The sequence below is a fragment of the Streptomyces sp. NPDC050806 genome (assembly GCF_055586425.1).
Genome location: NZ_JBVJIF010000012.1, coordinates 48,235 through 63,802 on the forward strand (window position 1 = coordinate 48,235; position 15,568 = coordinate 63,802).

The window sequence follows — 15,568 nt, forward strand, 5'->3', positions numbered from 1 at the left end:
CCGCCGACGGAACCGCGCTCAGCAGACCTCTTCGAGGTCCCGCCACTCGCGGGTGTCCGGGCTGTCGGCCACCCAGCCGTCCAGCAGCCCCCGCACCAGCCCGGCGGGCGCGGCGATGCCGCACTCCCGTTCCGGTACCCACAGGGAGCCGGAACCGGCCGTGCGGTGTCCCAGCGGGCCCGGGTGGCCGGGCTCGCTGTGGTCGTGCGGGTCCAGGTGCGCGCCGTCGCCCTCGTCGCTGGGCATCCGGCTCTCGGAGCACGTACGGCACAGCAGGCGGACGGAGGAGGACCAGTCCTCGGCGGCGTACCCGGCGTCCGCCGCCAGCCGCTCCAGGGCGTCCCGGTCGGCCTCGCCCGCGGCCTCCAGCAGGACGACCCAGGTGGGCACCGGGGAGGGCGCCCACAGCTCGATCTCGTCGAAGACGGGGTAGGAGGGCCCGGCGGTGGTGGTGCGCTCGCCGTGCGGGACGCCGTCGTGCAGGACGACCTCGCCCCAGCGGCGCCCGGAGGACGGCAGCGGGATGGAGAGCACCTCGATGCGGGCCGGGTCCAGCCGGCGGCCCCAGACGACCTCGGCCTCGCCCTCGGGCGAGAGGCGGACCGCGGCGCTGCCCAGCTGCATGCCGCGCGGCTCCCCGGAGGGCGCGCCGTCGCCGGGCACGTGGAGGCCGTACGCCTGCCAGGCGCGGCGGGCCAGCGGCCAGTCCTGGAGGGCGGTGGCCGCGATGCCCACGTTCCACCAGTCGGGCGCCCCGGACTCGCGCTCCAGCAGGGCCACGGCGCGCAGCCCGGCGGTGCGGGCCTGCTCCCAGTCGTGCCGGAATTTGTGCAGCAGGGCGAGGTTGAACCACGACTCCGAGAGCCACGGCTCCATGTCGGCGGCGCGGGTGAGCAGGGCGCCCGCGTCCTCGTAACGGCCGTCGCCGATCAGCGTGAAAGCGCGGTCGGTCGCCTGCCGCCACGAGGCGGAGGGCCGGTGCCGTACCTTGCCGAAGATCCTCACGATTCCCGCCTGCCGATTGGTTCCTTGGTGCCGTCCGGCGGACGGCCGAGGGGCCTACTCGACAACCTGCCACAGTTTGCCGCCGGGCTCAGCCCGATGGCCGGTGCCCCCTGCTGCTCCTTGCCTTGCGCAGCCCCCCTGAACCCCGTTTTTCGGGGCTCTCTTCGCATCCAACCATGCCCATATCCGGGGCCGCTCATTACCCATCGGTTGTCCGACCTTGAACCGGTACCCCAATACCCGACAGCTACCCCGGGCGGCACCCGGCACTCGGGTGGCGCGGCCGGTCAGAGGGCCCCGAGGGGCCGGGCGAGGACGCGGGCGAGGGCCTCCACCACCCGGGGTTCAAAGTCCTGCGCGGTCGACAGGCGGAGCCGCTCCAGGGCGCGCAGCGTGCCACCGGGCCCGCCGTCGCCGCCCGCGAGGTCGTCGTAGGCGTTCACGGTGCGCACGATACGGGCGGGCAGCGGCTGGTCCCGGAAGGGGTCGGCCTGCCGTTCGACGATCACCGCGACCTCGGCGGGCACCCCGGTCTGGCGGACGACGGCCCCGCCGAGCAGGGCGATCCTGCGCTGTTCGGCGGACGGCAGGCCGGCGGTGGCGCCGCCGGTGACGGGGTCCACCAGGGAGAGCTGGCCGATGTCGTGCATCAGCGCCGCGTACTCCAGGACGCTCAATTCGGCCTCACCCAGTCCCAGTTCCCGGCCGACGGCGCGGCTGAGGACGGCGACCCGGCGGGCGTGCCCCTGCGGGGTGTAGCCGGCGATCTCGGTGGCGCGGGCGAGGGAGGCGATGGTCTGCCGGTAGGTGGCACGCACTGCGGCGTAGCGGCGGAAGGAGAACTGGGTGAGGAGGAGCGGCAGACAGAAGACGGGCAGCGCCCAGAGCCCGGCGACGGCAGTGGCCAGCGCGATGACCAGGCCCGTCGCGCAGATCGCGGAGCCGATGCCGAGCAGGGAGCGCAGCTCGTCGCGGAGCAGGGGGCCGTACGGCCAGCCGGTGCGGGCCTTGGCCAGTGCCGCGGCGAGCACGGCGTCGCACAGGGCGGTGAGCGCGAGCAGGCCGAGGAGGTAGCAGGTGTAGTACGTGCCGTCGCCGATCCAGGCGGCCAGCCGGCCGGTGTTGTAGAGCGGCTGGAAGCAGGTGGCGGCGAAGCCGACGGTCAGGACGCGGCGGGCGATGTGGTCCAGCGCCGGGCCGCGGCCGAGCGCCACGTGGGGCACGAGGCCGACGAGGCCGGCCGCGACGACGACGGCGACGGCCTGCAGGACGCCGTGCGAGGTGGCGCGGCCGCCGACCTCGCCGAGCAGCGCGTAGGCCAGGGCCCCGGCGACGCCGAGCGGGGCGCTCTCGCGGTCGCCGGGCAGCGGCCCCGTGCCGCCCCGCGCGGGCGGGCCGGCACCCCAGCGGGCCAGCTCGCCGACCGCTATGAGGGCGCCGAAGGCGAGGGCGATGCCGGGGTCGGCGAGGCCGCGCCAGAGGGTGTGGCCCAGCGCGAAGCAGGCCAGGGCGCCGGCGGCGGCGTAGACGAGGACGACGGCACGGGGGGTGCCGGTGCGGTACGGGACGGCGAACGGGTCGCCCGGCCCGTCGGCCGTGGCCCACGATGCCGCGCCGCTCACCGCTCACCGCCCGAGGGCCCGGTGCGCGGTCCCGTCGCGGTGCCGGGCAGGGCGGCCGTACCGGGCGGGGGCCCGGCCTCCGGCGCCGCGGTGCGCCTGCGGAGCGGGACGCGCGGCGGGCCGGACGGCGGCACGGCGGGACCGTCGGGGCCCGCGGTGACGACGTCGGGCTGCCAGCCGTGCCGCGCCAGCGCGGCGACCAGGGCGCGGACCATGCGCGGGTCGAACTGGGCGCCGGCACTGCGGCGCAGCTCGGTGACGGCGGCGGCGACCGGGCGTGCGCGGCGGTAGGAACGGGTGGAGGTCATCGCGTCGAAGGCGTCGGCGACCGCGACCACCCGGGCGAATTCGGGGATCTCGCGCCCCCGGAGGCCGTAGGGGTAGCCCTTGCCGTCCATGCGTTCGTGGTGGTGCAGGATCGCGGCCCTGGCCTCGCCGAGGAAGCCGATGCCGCGGACGATCTCGTGGCCGTACTCCGGGTGCAGTTCGATGACGCGGCGTTCCTCGGGGGTGAGCGGGCCGTCCTTGCGCAGCAGCCGGGTGGGCACGCCGAGCTTGCCGACGTCGTGCAGGATGCCGGCGAAGCGGATCACGTCGAGGCGGTCCTCGGACATGCCGAGTTCGCCGGCGATCATCACGGAGGCGCGGCCGACGCGTTCGCTGTGACCGCGGGTGTAGCGGTCCTTGAGGTCGACGGCCTGGACGAGGGCGCGGATGGTGGCCTGGTGGGCCGCGCGCTCGCGGTGGTACTGCGCGAACACCCAGCAGGAGATGTACATGGGCAGCAGCACCAGCAGGGCGGCGGGCGGCCCGTACGAGCTGCGCCACAGGACGGCCATCATCAGCCCGGCCAGGCCGTGCACCAGGTGCGGGGCGAGGGAGCGGAGCAGCAGGCCGCGCCAGGCCGTGCGCGGCGGGTGCCGTTCGGCGGCGACCAGGACGCCGCCGTCCAGCACGGCCAGCACGGTGCAGAAGACGGTGGTGGCGGCCGCCGCGGGCAGCAGCGCGTACGGGAATTCGGGGGTCAGGACGGCGCGGCTGCCGCCGGCGCCGAAGACCTCGGCGGCGGCCCGGGCGGCCAGCGCCAGTTCGGCGGCGTGCCAGACGCGGCGGGCGGTGGCCGAGCGCTCCTCGGTACGGGAGAGCAGCGCGCCGGGGAGGGCGACCAGCGCCGCCGCGGCGGGCGGCAGCAGGAAGACCCCGGCGAGCAGCACGGGGCAGCCCCACCGGGGCGGCATGGCCTCGGCCCGGCCCGGGGCGCCGCCGGAGCGGGCGCTGCGGGCCAGTGCCCGGGTCAGCGGGCAGCTGCGGATGCGCTCGCAGGCGGCGTAGAGCACGGCGAGCAGGCCCACGGTGGGCCAGGGGGTGCCGGCCTGGGGCAGGGCGGCGGGGACGGCACAGGCGGCCGCCGCCAGCACGGCACAGCCGATGTACGCGTACGCGGCCACGGGCAGCTGCCGCATGGCGCCTCCTCCCCCACGGCTCCCGGATCCGGTGAGCTTAGAAGGCGTCGGCGGCGCGTGCGGGCGCATCGGCGGATTGGGCGGGGCTCGCGCGCCCGCCCTCACCCGTTGGAGTGATCCCGCGCGCTATTCGGCGCGGGCGGCCTCGGTGGGTGCATCGGCGTCCGTCGGGCCGGCCTGGTGGCCGGGGCCCTCGGTACCGGCGGACTCCTGTTGTGCCTGCTCCAGCACGCTCTTCTCGGGCACGGTCTCGCCGGCCCGGATCAGCTCGATCCGCCCCATGACCTTCGACCGCAGGTCGGTGGGGACGTCGTCGTGCCCGCAGCAGCGCTTCACGAGCTTCTTGACGGCCTGTTCGAGGCCGTACTTCTCCAGGCAGGGCGAGCACTCGTCGAAGTGCTCCTCGAACTTGGTGCATTCCCCGGCCGGCATCTCACGGTCGAGATACTCGTACAGGTGGTCGAGAACCTCGGAGCAATCCGTCTCGTGCGGGTCACCGCAGCTCATGATGAAGAGCCTTTCCGATCGTGCGGCTGCTTCGTCGAAGCCGCAGCGCCCGCGCCGGCCGGGACCAGCCCGCGGTCCCGGGCGTAGTCCTCCAGCATGCCGCGCAGCTGTCGGCGGCCACGATGCAGGCGGGACATCACCGTGCCGATGGGGGTTCCCATGATGTCGGCGATCTCCTTGTACGCAAAGCCCTCCACGTCCGCGAGGTAGACCGCTATCCGGAATTCCTCGGGGATCGCCTGCAGGGCCTCCTTCACGTCCGAGTCCGGCAGGTGGTCCAGCGCCTGCGACTCCGCGGAGCGCAGCCCCGTGGACATGTGCGACTCGGCGCGTGCCAGCTGCCAGTCCTCGATCTCCTCCGCCGCGCTGCGCTGCGGCTCCCGCTGCTTCTTGCGGTAGGAGTTGATGAAGGTGTTGGTCAGGATGCGGTACAGCCAGGCCTTGAGGTTGGTGCCCTCCCGGAACTGATGGAAGGACGCGTACGCCTTGGCGTACGTCTCCTGCACCAGGTCCTCCGCGTCCGCCGGATTGCGCGTCATGCGCAGCGCGGCGGAGTACATCTGGTCCAGGAAGGTCAGCGCGTCGCGCTCGAAGCGCTGATTGCGCTCGGCCTCCGACTCACCCGTCGCCTGCGTGCGGGCAGCGTCCGCCTGGTCCTCGTTACGTGCTCGTGCCGTCCCGTCGGTCCCTGCGTCGGTACCGGTGACCGGACCCACCTCCTCCAACACCGTGCCGGATCCGGATGCGGATCCGCTCGAATCGGAGAATAGACGACGATCCGGTACCACCGCCGCTCCAGCCGTGACGTGGTGTCCCGCCTGGACCTGTGCCTGCGGCGGCACTGACCAGCCGGTGCCCTGCGGTCGGGCCGGGCATGCGATCCCCATGCGGTGGACTCCCATTCCTCGTGCGTACCAGTACGTGGCTGCTGCCTACGCCACGCACAACAGAGCGGGGCCGCCACGCATTCCCGGAGCCCGGGGCGGGGCCCGCGGGTCAGTCGGGCAGCCCGACCAGCCACTCGGCGGCGGCCTCGACGATGAGCATCAGCGCCTCGTCCTGGCCGATGGGGGCCTTCTTCGGTACGGCGAAGCCGTGGTCGGCGTGCGGCACCTCGACGATCTCGGTCCCGTCGGGGAACTCCTCGGGGCGCCCGAAGGGGTCACGGCCACCCTGGATCACCAGGGTGGGCACGCCGGCACCGGTGAGTTCGGTCACGCGGGACTTCTCGGGCCTGCCCGGCGGGTGCAGCGGGAAGCTCAGGGCGAGGACGGCGTGCGCACCGAGCTCCCGCGCCGTACGGCAGGCCACCCGCGCCCCGGCACTGCGCCCGCCCGCGACCACCGGCAGGCCGGGCTTCCGCAGCGCGGGCCAGAGCGCCGTCCAGGCGGCGTCGAGGGTCTTCGGGGCGGGCGCCAGCTTCTTGCCCGCCACCCGCCAGGGCTGTTCCACGAGGGCGACGGTGACGCCGCGCTCCGGGAGCGCCGCGGCCAGCGCCGCCAGGTCCCGTGCCTCGATGCCGCCGCCCGCTCCGTGGCTCACGGCGAGCACGGTACGGGCCGTGCCCTGCGCCTCGTGCCAGGTGATCCGGGCGTCGCCCGCCGGTGTGCCGACCGTCTCGCTCTCGCTCATGGCCCCATCCTGCCCGGCGGGCCCCCGGCGAGGGCGGCCGGCCGGTCAGAACAGCGTTTCCTCCTCCGGCGCCGCCAGCTCCTTCACCAGTTCGGGGCTGTTGTTGCGGACGTTGCTGACCTCCGTGGAGACGGGGTAGGCGCGCATCGTCCCGGCGGGCGGCGGCGCGAGCAGCTCGCGCAGCCGGTCCAGGTCGGTGGTGGCCGGGTCCAGCCAGGCGTCCCAGCGGTCCGCCGGGAGCACCAGCGGCATCCGGGGGTGGATGTCGGCGAGGGACTGCGGGCCCGCTTCGCCGGACGCGCCGGCCAGCGGCGTGGTCTCGGCGGCGGTGGTGACCACGGAGCAGGTCGCCCACCAGGCCTGCGGGTGGTCGGGGGGCAGCGTCGGGTCGCGCCAGAACTCGTACAGCCCGGCCATCGCCATCACGGCGCCGTCGGCCGGGGTGACGAAGTACGGCTGCTTACGGGCCCGCTTCTTGCGGCCCTGCTCCTCCAGCTGCCGCTCCCCCACGCCGGTCACCCACTCGAAATAGCCGTCGCCGGGCAGCAGGCAGCGGCGGGCCGCGAAGGGCTTGCGGAAGGACGGCTTCTCGTGGACCGTCTCCGCCCTGGCGTTGATCATCTTCACGCCGACGTCGGGTGATTTGGCCCACGACGGCACCAGTCCCCACTTCAGAGGCCGCAGCTGGCGAACCGGACGACGGTCTTCAGCGTCTTTGACGGGGCGTTCGAGCACCGCGTAGACGTTCTTGGTGGGTGCGACATTCCAGTCGGGAGCGAGGGTCTCCTCGGGTTCCCACTTCTCGACCTCGAAGATCCCCACCAGGTCCTCGGGCCGCCTGCTCGCCGCATACCGTCCGCACATGTATGCCACAGTGCCACGCCACAGCAAGGGGAGAGATGGACACCGATCACATCACAGACGTATGGGACCGGGTTTTCGCCACCCAGCCCGATCCGTCGGTCTGGCTGGTCGTGGCCACCGCCGTGGTCGCACTGGCGGTGGTGCTCCCCTACGGCGCCTGGCGGATTGCCCGTAACGCCATCACCATCGCGCACGAGGGCGGCCACGGCCTCGTGGCCCTGCTCACCGGGCGGAAGCTGGACGGCATCCGGCTGCACTCCGACACCTCGGGGCTGACCGTCAGCCGCGGCAAGCCGCACGGCCTCGGCATGATCCTGACCGCCGCCGCGGGCTACCTCGCGCCCTCCCTGCTCGGCCTGGCCGGGGCCGCGCTGCTCGCCGCCGGCCACATCACGGCCCTGCTGTGGGGCGCGACGGCGCTGCTGCTGGCGATGCTGGTGATGACCCGCAACGCGTACGGCGTGCTGACGGTGGTGCTCGCCGGGGCGGCGTTCTTCCTGGTCTCCTGGCTGACCAACGCGGACGTGCAGGCGGCGTTCGCGTACGCGGTGGTGTGGTTCCTGCTGCTGGGCGGGGTGCGGCCGCCGTTCGAGATCCAGGGGAAGCGCAGACGCATGTTGCGCGCCGCGCCAGCGGCTCCTTCAGGGGCGGTGGTCGGGCGACGGGCGGGCCAGGTGGACTCGGACCCGGACCAGCTCGCCCGGCTGACGAACGTCCCCGCCGCCGTCTGGCTCGGCCTCTTCCACGTGGTGACGCTCTGCTCGCTGATCGGCGGGGGCCGCTGGCTGCTGGAACTGTGAGGTGAGGACCGCCGAGCCGGGCGGTACGGCGCCGGTCCGCGCGCAGTTGCTTTACCAGTGCCATGTTTCGCACAGGTTGCGACCCATTTGATCAAGATCTGCCCTCCTGGTGAGCCATTAAAGTGAGCTGCATGACCGAGAGCCCCGCACACACCGCCCTCTGGCCAGCCCCCACCGCGCCCGGGGCGGTCGACGCGACCGTCACCGTGCCCGGGTCCAAATCGGTCACCAACCGTGGCCTGGTCCTGGCCGCCCTCTCCGCCGAGCCCGGCTGGCTGCGCCGCCCGCTGCGCTCCCGCGACACCCTGCTGATGGCCCAGGCGCTCCGCACCATGGGCGTGGGCATCGACGAGACCGTCTCCTCCAGCTCGGCGCCGTCCGGGGCGGGCGGCGGCGAGGCCTGGCGCATCATCCCCGCGGGGCTGCGCGGCCCCGCCACCGTCGACGTCGGCAACGCCGGTACGGTCATGCGCTTCCTGCCGCCGGTCGCGGCGCTGGCCGACGGCCCGATCCGCTTCGACGGCGACCCCCGGTCGTACGAGCGTCCGCTGGGCGGCGTGATCGACGGCCTGCGCGCCCTCGGCGCGCGCATCGACGACGACCACCGCGGCGCGCTCCCGATGACCGTGCACGGCAGCGGCGGCCTGGACGGCGGCCGGGTCGAGATCGACGCGTCGTCCTCCTCCCAGTTCGTCAGCGCCCTGCTGCTGTCCGCGCCGCGCTTCAACCAGGGCGTGGAGGTGCGGCACGTGGGCGACACGCTGCCCTCCATGCCGCACATCCGGATGACCGTGGACATGCTGCGGATCGCCGGCGCGCAGGTGGACACCCCGGAGGCCGGCGGCGAGCCGAACGTCTGGCGGGTCACCCCCGGCGCGCTGCTCGGCCGCGACCTGACCGTCGAGCCGGACCTCTCCAACGCCCAGCCGTTCCTGGCCGCCGCGCTGGTCACGGGCGGCCGCGTCACCATCCCCGACTGGCCCGGGCGCACTACTCAGCCGGGCGACGCGCTGCGCCGGATCTTCACCGAAATGGGCGGTTCCTGCGAGCTGACCGAGCAGGGCCTGACCTTCACCGGCAGCGGCCGGATCCACGGCATCGACATCGACCTGAGCGAGGTCGGGGAGCTGACCCCGGGTATCGCGGCGGTCGCGGCGCTGGCCGACTCCGAGTCCGTACTGCGCGGCGTGGCCCACCTCCGGCTGCACGAGACCGACCGGCTCGCGGCGCTCACCAAGGAGATCAACGGCCTCGGCGGCGATGTCACCGAGACCGCCGACGGGCTGCGCATCCGCCCGCGCCCGCTGCACGGCGGGGTGTTCCACACCTACGACGACCACCGCATGGCCACCGCCGGCGCGATCCTCGGCCTGGCCGTCGAGGGGGTCGAGGTGGAGAACGTCGGCACCACGGCCAAGACGCTGCCCGACTTCCCCGAGATGTGGACGGACATGCTCAGTCCGGCGACGGCCGCCGCCCGGAGAGCCTGAGAGTTCCGCCCGATGCGCCGCTACGGCAAGCACACCGACGAGGACGACGTCCGGGTCCGCCCCAACCGCAAGGGCAACCGGCCCCGTTCGAACATCCGGCCGAAGCACGAGGATGCCAGCGAAGGGCTGGTCCTCACCGTCGACCGGGGCCGCATCACGTGCCTGATCGAGGACCGCACGGTCATCGCGATGAAGGCACGTGAGCTGGGCCGCAAGGGAGTGGTGGTCGGCGACCGGGTCATGGTCGTCGGCGACCTCACCGGCGCCAAGGACACCCTGGCCCGCATCGTCCGGGTCCAGCCGCGCACGTCCGTGCTGCGGCGCACGGCCGACGACGACGATCCGTACGAGCGGGTGGTGGTCGCCAACGCCGACCAGCTGGCGATCGTCACCGCGCTCGCCGACCCCGAGCCGCGGCCCCGGCTGATCGACCGCTGCCTGGTGGCGGCGTACGACGCGGGACTGGAGCCGCTGCTGGTCCTCACCAAGTCCGACCTGGCGCCGCCGGACACCCTGCTGGAGTCGTACGGCGCGCTGGGCGTTCCGTACGTCGTGACCAACCGCGAGGAGCTGACCGACGGCGCCGCCGCCGACCGGGTCCGCGAGCGGCTGACGGGGCGCATCACCGCCTTCGTCGGCCACTCGGGAGTGGGCAAGACCACGCTGGTCAACGCCCTGGTACCGGAGCGGCGGCGGGCCACCGGGCACGTCAACGCGGTCACCGGGCGCGGCCGGCACACGACCACCTCGGCGCTGGCCCTGCCGCTCGCGGACGGTGGGGGCACCGCCGGTTCGGGCGGAGCGGGGAGCGGCAGCGGCTGGGTGATCGACACGCCCGGCGTGCGGTCCTTCGGACTGCATCACATCGACCCCTCGCGGGTCATCCACGCCTTTCCCGACCTGGAGCCGGGCACGGCCGAGTGCCCGCGCGCCTGCAGCCACGACGAGCCGGACTGTGCGCTGGACCAATGGGTCGCCGACGGCCACGCCGACCCGGCACGGCTGTACTCGCTGCGGCGGCTGCTGGCCACCCGGGAGCGGCGCGAGGGCGACTGACGGCCCGTCGGCCCGCGCGCCCGGCAGGCGGAAGATGGCTGCCGCGGGCCGGTATCAACTGCATAATCACATCAGGCACGGGCTCTCAGAACGGGCGAAGCGGTCGCCGGACTGACGGAGGCAAACTGATGGCGTGGCTGCTCGTCGTGGTGGCGGGAATCCTGGAGACGGGCTTCGCGGTCTGCCTGAAGCTCTCGCACGGTTTCACCCGGCTGTGGCCCACGGTCGCCTTCTGCGCCTTCGCGCTCGGCAGCTTCGGACTGCTGACGCTGTCGCTGAAGAAGCTGGACGTGGGCCCGGCGTACGCGGTGTGGACCGGCCTGGGCGCGGCGGGCACGGCGGCCTACGGCATGATCTTCCTCGGTGACGTGGTGTCGACCCTGAAGATCGTCTCGATCACGCTCGTCATCGCCGGTGCGATCGGGCTCCAGTTCTCCGGGTCGGCGCACTGACGGGACCGGGCGCCCCGGGCCCGGACCCGTACGCCGGGCTCAGCGCCCGGCCGGCTGGCGCGGCAGGCCGGCGAACGCGCCGCGCACGAGCCGCCCGACCTCGTCGGGGTCCGCCGGCGCGACCACGCAGGACAGGGTGAGCCGGACCGCCGCCGTGCACGCGCTCCCGAGCTCGGTCAGCTCCTCCTTGGGCCAGTCCGCCTCCAGCGCGGCCACCGCCCGGTCGCTGAACCGGCCGACCAGCTCGCTCGGCCCGGGCAGCGGCGCCTCCACCGGCGGCGGCACCATGGGAAAGCCCGTCCGGGCCCCCGGTACCGGCAGCGGGAGCGACTGGTCGGCGGGCGAGGGCAGCCGCTCGTTCCAGCACCCCGTCAGCACGGCCCGTACGAGCGGGTTGGCGCGGGCGGTACGCAGCGTCCAGTCGGCCGCCGCGGCCAGCCTGGCCTGCGCCTCCTCGGGAACGCCGGGCGGGCGGCCGCGGTCGGCGCCCAGGTCGCGGTCCTCGGGAGGCCCGTCGGCCGCGGGCCGGGACAGGATGCGCTCCACGCCCGCCAGATAGCCCTCGGTCTCCCGGCGTACCAGGGCGCGCGCGAGCCCCTGCTTGCTGCCGAACTCGTTGTAGAGGGTCTGCCGGGAGACGCCCGCCGCTGCGGCGACATCGACCATCCGGACGCCTGCCCAGGGCCGCACTTCGAGCGCCGCGTAGGCGGCGTCCAGTAGGGAATCACGCGCTGCGGGCATCGTCGCCTCCCAGGCCGTAGTGCCCATATGGCCTTGTGTGCGCACAGAATTGACGCCCCGCCAGGTGGTGTCAAGGGTCCGGAGCAAAGGTCTGCCGGCGGGTGGGGAGAGGCCCCCGGCGGGACGCCACGCCCGCCGGCGAGCCATGGGTTTTCCGTGCTCAGGGACCGAGAAAGATAGTGTTCGCACATGGCCGACTATCACGATGATCTCCGTCTCGCCCACGTCCTCGCGGACGCTGCGGACGCCGCGACCATGGAACGGTTCAAGGCGCTCGATCTGAAGGTCGAGACCAAACCGGACATGACGCCGGTGAGCGAGGCCGACAAGGCGGCCGAGGAACTGATCCGCGGCCACCTCGCGCGGGCCAGGCCGCGGGACGCGGTGCTCGGCGAGGAGTTCGGCTCGGAGGGTTCGGGGCCGCGTCGCTGGATCATCGATCCGATCGACGGCACGAAGAACTACGTGCGCGGCGTGCCGGTCTGGGCCACCCTGATCGCCCTGATGGAGCGCGGCGAGGGCGGCGACCGTCCGGTCGTCGGCGTGGTCTCCGCGCCCGCGCTGCACCGCCGCTGGTGGGCGGCCGAGGGGCTCGGCGCCTACACCGGCCGCAGCCTGACCTCCGCTCAGCGTCTCCAGGTGTCGAGCGTCGGGCGCATCCAGGACGCGTCGTTCGCCTACTCCTCGCTCACCGGCTGGGAGGAGCGCGGCACGCTGGGCGGCTTCCTGGACCTGTCGCGCGAGGTGTGGCGCACCCGCGCGTACGGCGACTTCTGGCCCTACATGATGGTGGCCGAGGGCTCCGTGGACATCTGCGCCGAGCCGGAGCTGTCGCTCTGGGACATGGCCGCGTGCGCCGTGGTCGTCCAGGAGGCCGGCGGGCGCTTCACCGGCCTGGACGGGACGCCGGGTCCGCACAGCGGCAACGCGGCGGCCTCCAACGGGCTGCTCCACGAGGATCTGCTGAGCTACCTGCGGGACTGAGCGCCCCGCACGCCGCTCCGGCGGCTTCGCCCGCTCTCCCCGCTCACGGGCCGTCAAACGGCGCCTTGGGGCGCGTGGCCGGCAGACCGGCTCTCACGCGCCCCTTGTCGCGCACCACTGGGCATGTGAACATGAGAATCCCCCCGCTTGTGCGTTTGTGAAAATTTTCTCCCGGCACTTCCGGCGCCGGGAATTCCTCCGGGGGTTCACCAAGGAGGTGGCTCCACTCCATGCCCATGTACGTCCGAGACGCCATGAGCACGGTGGTCCTCACCATCGGGCCCGCACACACACTCCGGCAGGCAGCACACCTGATGGCGGCACGGCGCGTCGGCGCCGCCGTGGTCCTCGACACCGACGCCGAAGGGCTCGGCATCCTGACCGAGCGCGACATCCTCAACTCCCTGGGCGCCGGGGAGAACCCCGACCACGAGACCGCACAGACCCACACCACCACCGACGTCGTCTTCGCCGCTCCGGACTGGACTCTGGACGAAGCCGCCGCCACGATGGTGCACGGCGGCTTCCGGCACCTGATCGTCCTGAACGAGCGGGAGCCGGTGGGCGTGGTGTCCGTACGCGACATCATGCGCTGCCGCTCCGCCCACCGGGAACGGGCGGCCACGGCCGTACTGGCCTGAGCGGAGCGGGGGCGGGCCACGGCGTCCGCCCTCCGGAATGCCGAGGAGGCCGGACACCCGAGGGTGTCCGGCCTCCCCTCTCCGGGGTGAAGGGGCCCCGGACGACGCGGTCGGCGGAGCGACGGTCAGCCGCGCAGGGCCTGGACCGCGGCCTCCAGCCGCTTGCCGTAGTCCGCGTCCGCCTTGCGGAAGTTCTCGATGGCGCGCTGCGCGATGTCGTCGCGCGAGACCTTCGAGATGAAGCCCGCGAGATTGTCGATCAGGCGGTCCTTCTCCTCCTCCGTCATCAGGCGGTAGAGGTTGCCCGCCTGCACGAAGTCGTTGTCCTCGGCGTGCGAGGGGGCCGCCGCCTCGCCGGTGGCACCGGCGACCGGGAGCGGCTGCCACAGCGCGCGGCCGGTCTCGGCCGGGCCGCCGAAGCTGTTCGGCTCGTAGTTCTTCTGGCCGCCGTGCCGGCCGTCGTACAGCACGCCGTCCCGGCCGTGGCTGCGCGCCTCGGTGGCGTGCGGGCGGTTCACCGGCAGGTGGTCGGCGTTGATGCCGACGCGGTACCGGTGGGCGTCGCCGTACGCGAAGAGGCGGCCCTGCAGCATCTTGTCGGGCGAGGGGCCGATGCCCGGCACGAAGTGGTGCGGGGAGAAGATCGACTGCTCGACCTCGGCGAAGATGTTCTGCGGGTTGCGGTTCAGCTCCAGCTTGCCGATCTCGATGACCGGGTAGTCCGCGTGCGGCCACACCTTGGTGAGGTCGAACGGGTTGAAGCGGTAGTTCGCGGCCTCGGCGACGGGCATGATCTGCACGCCGACGGTCCAGCTCGGGAAGTCGCCGCGCTCGATCGACTCACGCAGGTCGCGCTGGTGGCTGTCGGGGTCCTCGCCCGCCAGCTTGGCGGCCTCTTCGCTGGTCAGGGTCTTGATGCCCTGGTCGGTCTTGAAGTGGTACTTGACCCAGAAGGCCTCGCCGGCCTCGTTGTTCCACTGGAAGGTGTGCGAGCCGAAGCCGTCCATGTGGCGGTACGAGGCGGGGATGCCGCGGTCGCCGAACAGCCAGGTCACCTGGTGCGTCGACTCCGGCGACAGGCCCCAGAAGTCCCAGACGTTGTCCGCCTCCTGCGAGCCGGTGTACGGGTCGCGCTTCTGGGTGTGGATGAAGTCGGGGAACTTGATGGCGTCCTTGATGAAGAACACCGGGGTGTTGTTGCCGACGAGGTCGTAGTTGCCCTCTTCGGTGTAGAACTTCAGCGCGAAGCCGCGGGGGTCACGCACCGCGTCCGCCGCGCCGAGGTTGCCCGCGACGGTCGAGAAGCGCAGGAACGTCTCGGTCTGCTTGCCGACCTCGGAGAGGAACTTCGCGCGGGTGTACTTGGTCACATCGGCGGTGACGGTGAAGGTGCCGTACGCGCCGGCGCCGCGGGCGTGCACGATCCGCTCCGGGATCCGCTCACGGTTGAAGTGCGCGAGCTTCTCGATCAGCAGCTGGTCCTGGATCAGACCGGGACCGCCGATGCCGGCCGTCTCGCTGTTCTGGTTGTCCGCGACCGGAGCACCGGACTCCGTGGTCAGCGGTCCCGTGGTGCTTTCTACCGACACGTGCGCCTCCTGTGTAAATACCTGCCCTTGGCTTGCGCCGTACTCGATCCTACATTGGACAATGTCTAAGTCAAGAAGACTGCGAAACTCATACGCGTTCCGGTGATGGACGCCGCTGGTACTCTGGCTCATATCTGACTGATGGGTGATTGCGATGAGTGACCTGCTCGAACGACTCCGGGGACGCGGCTGGCGGCTGACCGCACAGCGCCGCGTCGTCGCCGAGGTCCTGGACGGGGACCACGTCCACTACACCGCCGACGAGGTGCACGCGCGGGCGTCCGAGCGACTGCCGGAGATCTCCCGCGCCACCGTCTACAACACGCTCGGCGAGCTCGTCTCGCTCGGCGAGGTGCTGGAGGTGAGCACGGACGGCCGCGCCAAGCGGTACGACCCCAACGCCCACCACGACCACCACCACCTCGTCTGCTCGCAGTGCGGCACGATCCGTGACGTGCACATCGCGAGCGACCCGCTGGCAGCCCTCCCCGAGCCGGAACGATTCGGCTTCGCGGTCTCGGAGGTCTCGGTCACCTACCGCGGCGTCTGCCCGAACTGCGCGAGCGCCTGACACCCGAGCCACCGCGGTACCCCCCTCGATCTCCCATCACCGACCCTTTCAGCCCGCCGCCTCCCGCGGCGGGCTTTTCGGCATGCCACCCTCCCGACGGGGTCGCGACCAGCGATTTTCGGCCTACCGTCGGCGGCCGTCGGCTTCCCAC

16 protein-coding genes are annotated in these 15,568 nt (G+C 73.0%); 7 read left to right on the forward strand and 9 right to left on the reverse strand.

Annotated elements, in window-relative coordinates; genetic code table 11:
- Positions 1-18 precede the first annotated feature (18 nt).
- From ACZ6WH_RS33780 to ACZ6WH_RS33810, 7 genes are all read right to left on the reverse strand, one after another.
- Complete coding sequence (locus ACZ6WH_RS33780; RefSeq protein ID WP_361563971.1) at positions 19-1,005, reverse strand: tetratricopeptide repeat protein; 987 nt, start codon at positions 1,003-1,005, stop codon at positions 19-21.
- Positions 1,006-1,292: 287 nt separating this feature from the next.
- Positions 1,293-2,513 (reverse strand): HD-GYP domain-containing protein, encoded by a 1,221-nt coding sequence (locus ACZ6WH_RS33785; RefSeq protein ID WP_469733471.1) that lies wholly within the window; start codon positions 2,511-2,513, stop codon positions 1,293-1,295.
- 110 nt (positions 2,514-2,623) lie between these two features.
- Positions 2,624-4,090, reverse strand: a complete 1,467-nt coding sequence (locus ACZ6WH_RS33790) for an HD-GYP domain-containing protein (RefSeq protein ID WP_469733296.1) — start codon at positions 4,088-4,090, stop codon at positions 2,624-2,626.
- Positions 4,091-4,216: 126 nt separating this feature from the next.
- A complete protein-coding gene (gene rsrA, locus ACZ6WH_RS33795; protein WP_469733298.1) occupies positions 4,217-4,597 on the reverse strand; it encodes a mycothiol system anti-sigma-R factor in 381 nt (126 codons plus the stop codon).
- Positions 4,594-5,313: a sigma-70 family RNA polymerase sigma factor gene (locus ACZ6WH_RS33800; protein ID WP_361564091.1), complete on the reverse strand. Its 720-nt coding sequence runs from the start codon at positions 5,311-5,313 to the stop codon at positions 4,594-4,596. The genes rsrA and ACZ6WH_RS33800 overlap by 4 nt, the downstream gene beginning before the upstream one ends.
- Positions 5,314-5,593: 280 nt before the next feature.
- Positions 5,594-6,229: an alpha/beta hydrolase family protein gene (locus ACZ6WH_RS33805; protein WP_432858636.1), complete on the reverse strand. Its 636-nt coding sequence runs from the start codon at positions 6,227-6,229 to the stop codon at positions 5,594-5,596.
- Positions 6,230-6,274: 45 nt separating this feature from the next.
- Positions 6,275-7,093 (reverse strand): SOS response-associated peptidase, encoded by an 819-nt coding sequence (locus ACZ6WH_RS33810; protein ID WP_469733301.1) that lies wholly within the window; start codon positions 7,091-7,093, stop codon positions 6,275-6,277.
- Positions 7,094-7,128: 35 nt separating this feature from the next.
- Here ACZ6WH_RS33810 and ACZ6WH_RS33815 point away from each other — a divergent pair, with 35 nt between their 5' ends.
- From ACZ6WH_RS33815 to ACZ6WH_RS33830, 4 genes are all read left to right on the forward strand, one after another.
- Positions 7,129-7,893 carry a M50 family metallopeptidase gene (locus ACZ6WH_RS33815; protein WP_469733303.1) on the forward strand — a complete coding sequence of 255 codons (765 nt, stop codon included), beginning with the start codon at positions 7,129-7,131 and terminating at the stop codon, positions 7,891-7,893.
- 131 nt (positions 7,894-8,024) lie between these two features.
- On the forward strand, positions 8,025-9,383 hold the full coding sequence (aroA, locus tag ACZ6WH_RS33820) for a 3-phosphoshikimate 1-carboxyvinyltransferase (protein ID WP_469733305.1): 1,359 nt from the start codon (positions 8,025-8,027) through the stop codon (positions 9,381-9,383).
- Between the two features lie 12 nt (positions 9,384-9,395).
- Positions 9,396-10,439: a ribosome small subunit-dependent GTPase A gene (rsgA, locus tag ACZ6WH_RS33825; protein ID WP_469733307.1), complete on the forward strand. Its 1,044-nt coding sequence runs from the start codon at positions 9,396-9,398 to the stop codon at positions 10,437-10,439.
- Between the two features lie 128 nt (positions 10,440-10,567).
- Positions 10,568-10,891 (forward strand): DMT family transporter, encoded by a 324-nt coding sequence (locus ACZ6WH_RS33830; protein WP_361563951.1) that lies wholly within the window; start codon positions 10,568-10,570, stop codon positions 10,889-10,891.
- 39 nt (positions 10,892-10,930) lie between these two features.
- Here ACZ6WH_RS33830 and ACZ6WH_RS33835 read toward each other — a convergent pair whose 3' ends face one another.
- A complete protein-coding gene (locus tag ACZ6WH_RS33835; RefSeq protein ID WP_469733309.1) occupies positions 10,931-11,632 on the reverse strand; it encodes a TetR/AcrR family transcriptional regulator in 702 nt (233 codons plus the stop codon).
- Positions 11,633-11,821: 189 nt separating this feature from the next.
- On the opposite strand from ACZ6WH_RS33835, the gene hisN reads away from it, so the two are divergent.
- Positions 11,822-12,616 carry a histidinol-phosphatase gene (gene hisN / locus ACZ6WH_RS33840; RefSeq protein WP_361563946.1) on the forward strand — a complete coding sequence of 265 codons (795 nt, stop codon included), beginning with the start codon at positions 11,822-11,824 and terminating at the stop codon, positions 12,614-12,616.
- A 236-nt stretch (positions 12,617-12,852) separates the two neighbouring features.
- Positions 12,853-13,257 carry a CBS domain-containing protein gene (locus ACZ6WH_RS33845; RefSeq protein WP_469733474.1) on the forward strand — a complete coding sequence of 135 codons (405 nt, stop codon included), beginning with the start codon at positions 12,853-12,855 and terminating at the stop codon, positions 13,255-13,257.
- A gap of 125 nt (positions 13,258-13,382) precedes the next feature.
- On the opposite strand, the gene ACZ6WH_RS33850 is transcribed toward ACZ6WH_RS33845, so the two are convergent.
- Positions 13,383-14,846, reverse strand: a complete 1,464-nt coding sequence (locus tag ACZ6WH_RS33850) for a catalase (protein WP_469733312.1) — start codon at positions 14,844-14,846, stop codon at positions 13,383-13,385.
- Between the two features lie 154 nt (positions 14,847-15,000).
- On the opposite strand from ACZ6WH_RS33850, the gene ACZ6WH_RS33855 reads away from it, so the two are divergent.
- On the forward strand, positions 15,001-15,417 hold the full coding sequence (locus tag ACZ6WH_RS33855) for a Fur family transcriptional regulator (protein WP_361563941.1): 417 nt from the start codon (positions 15,001-15,003) through the stop codon (positions 15,415-15,417).
- The last annotated feature ends 151 nt before the right edge of the window (positions 15,418-15,568 follow it).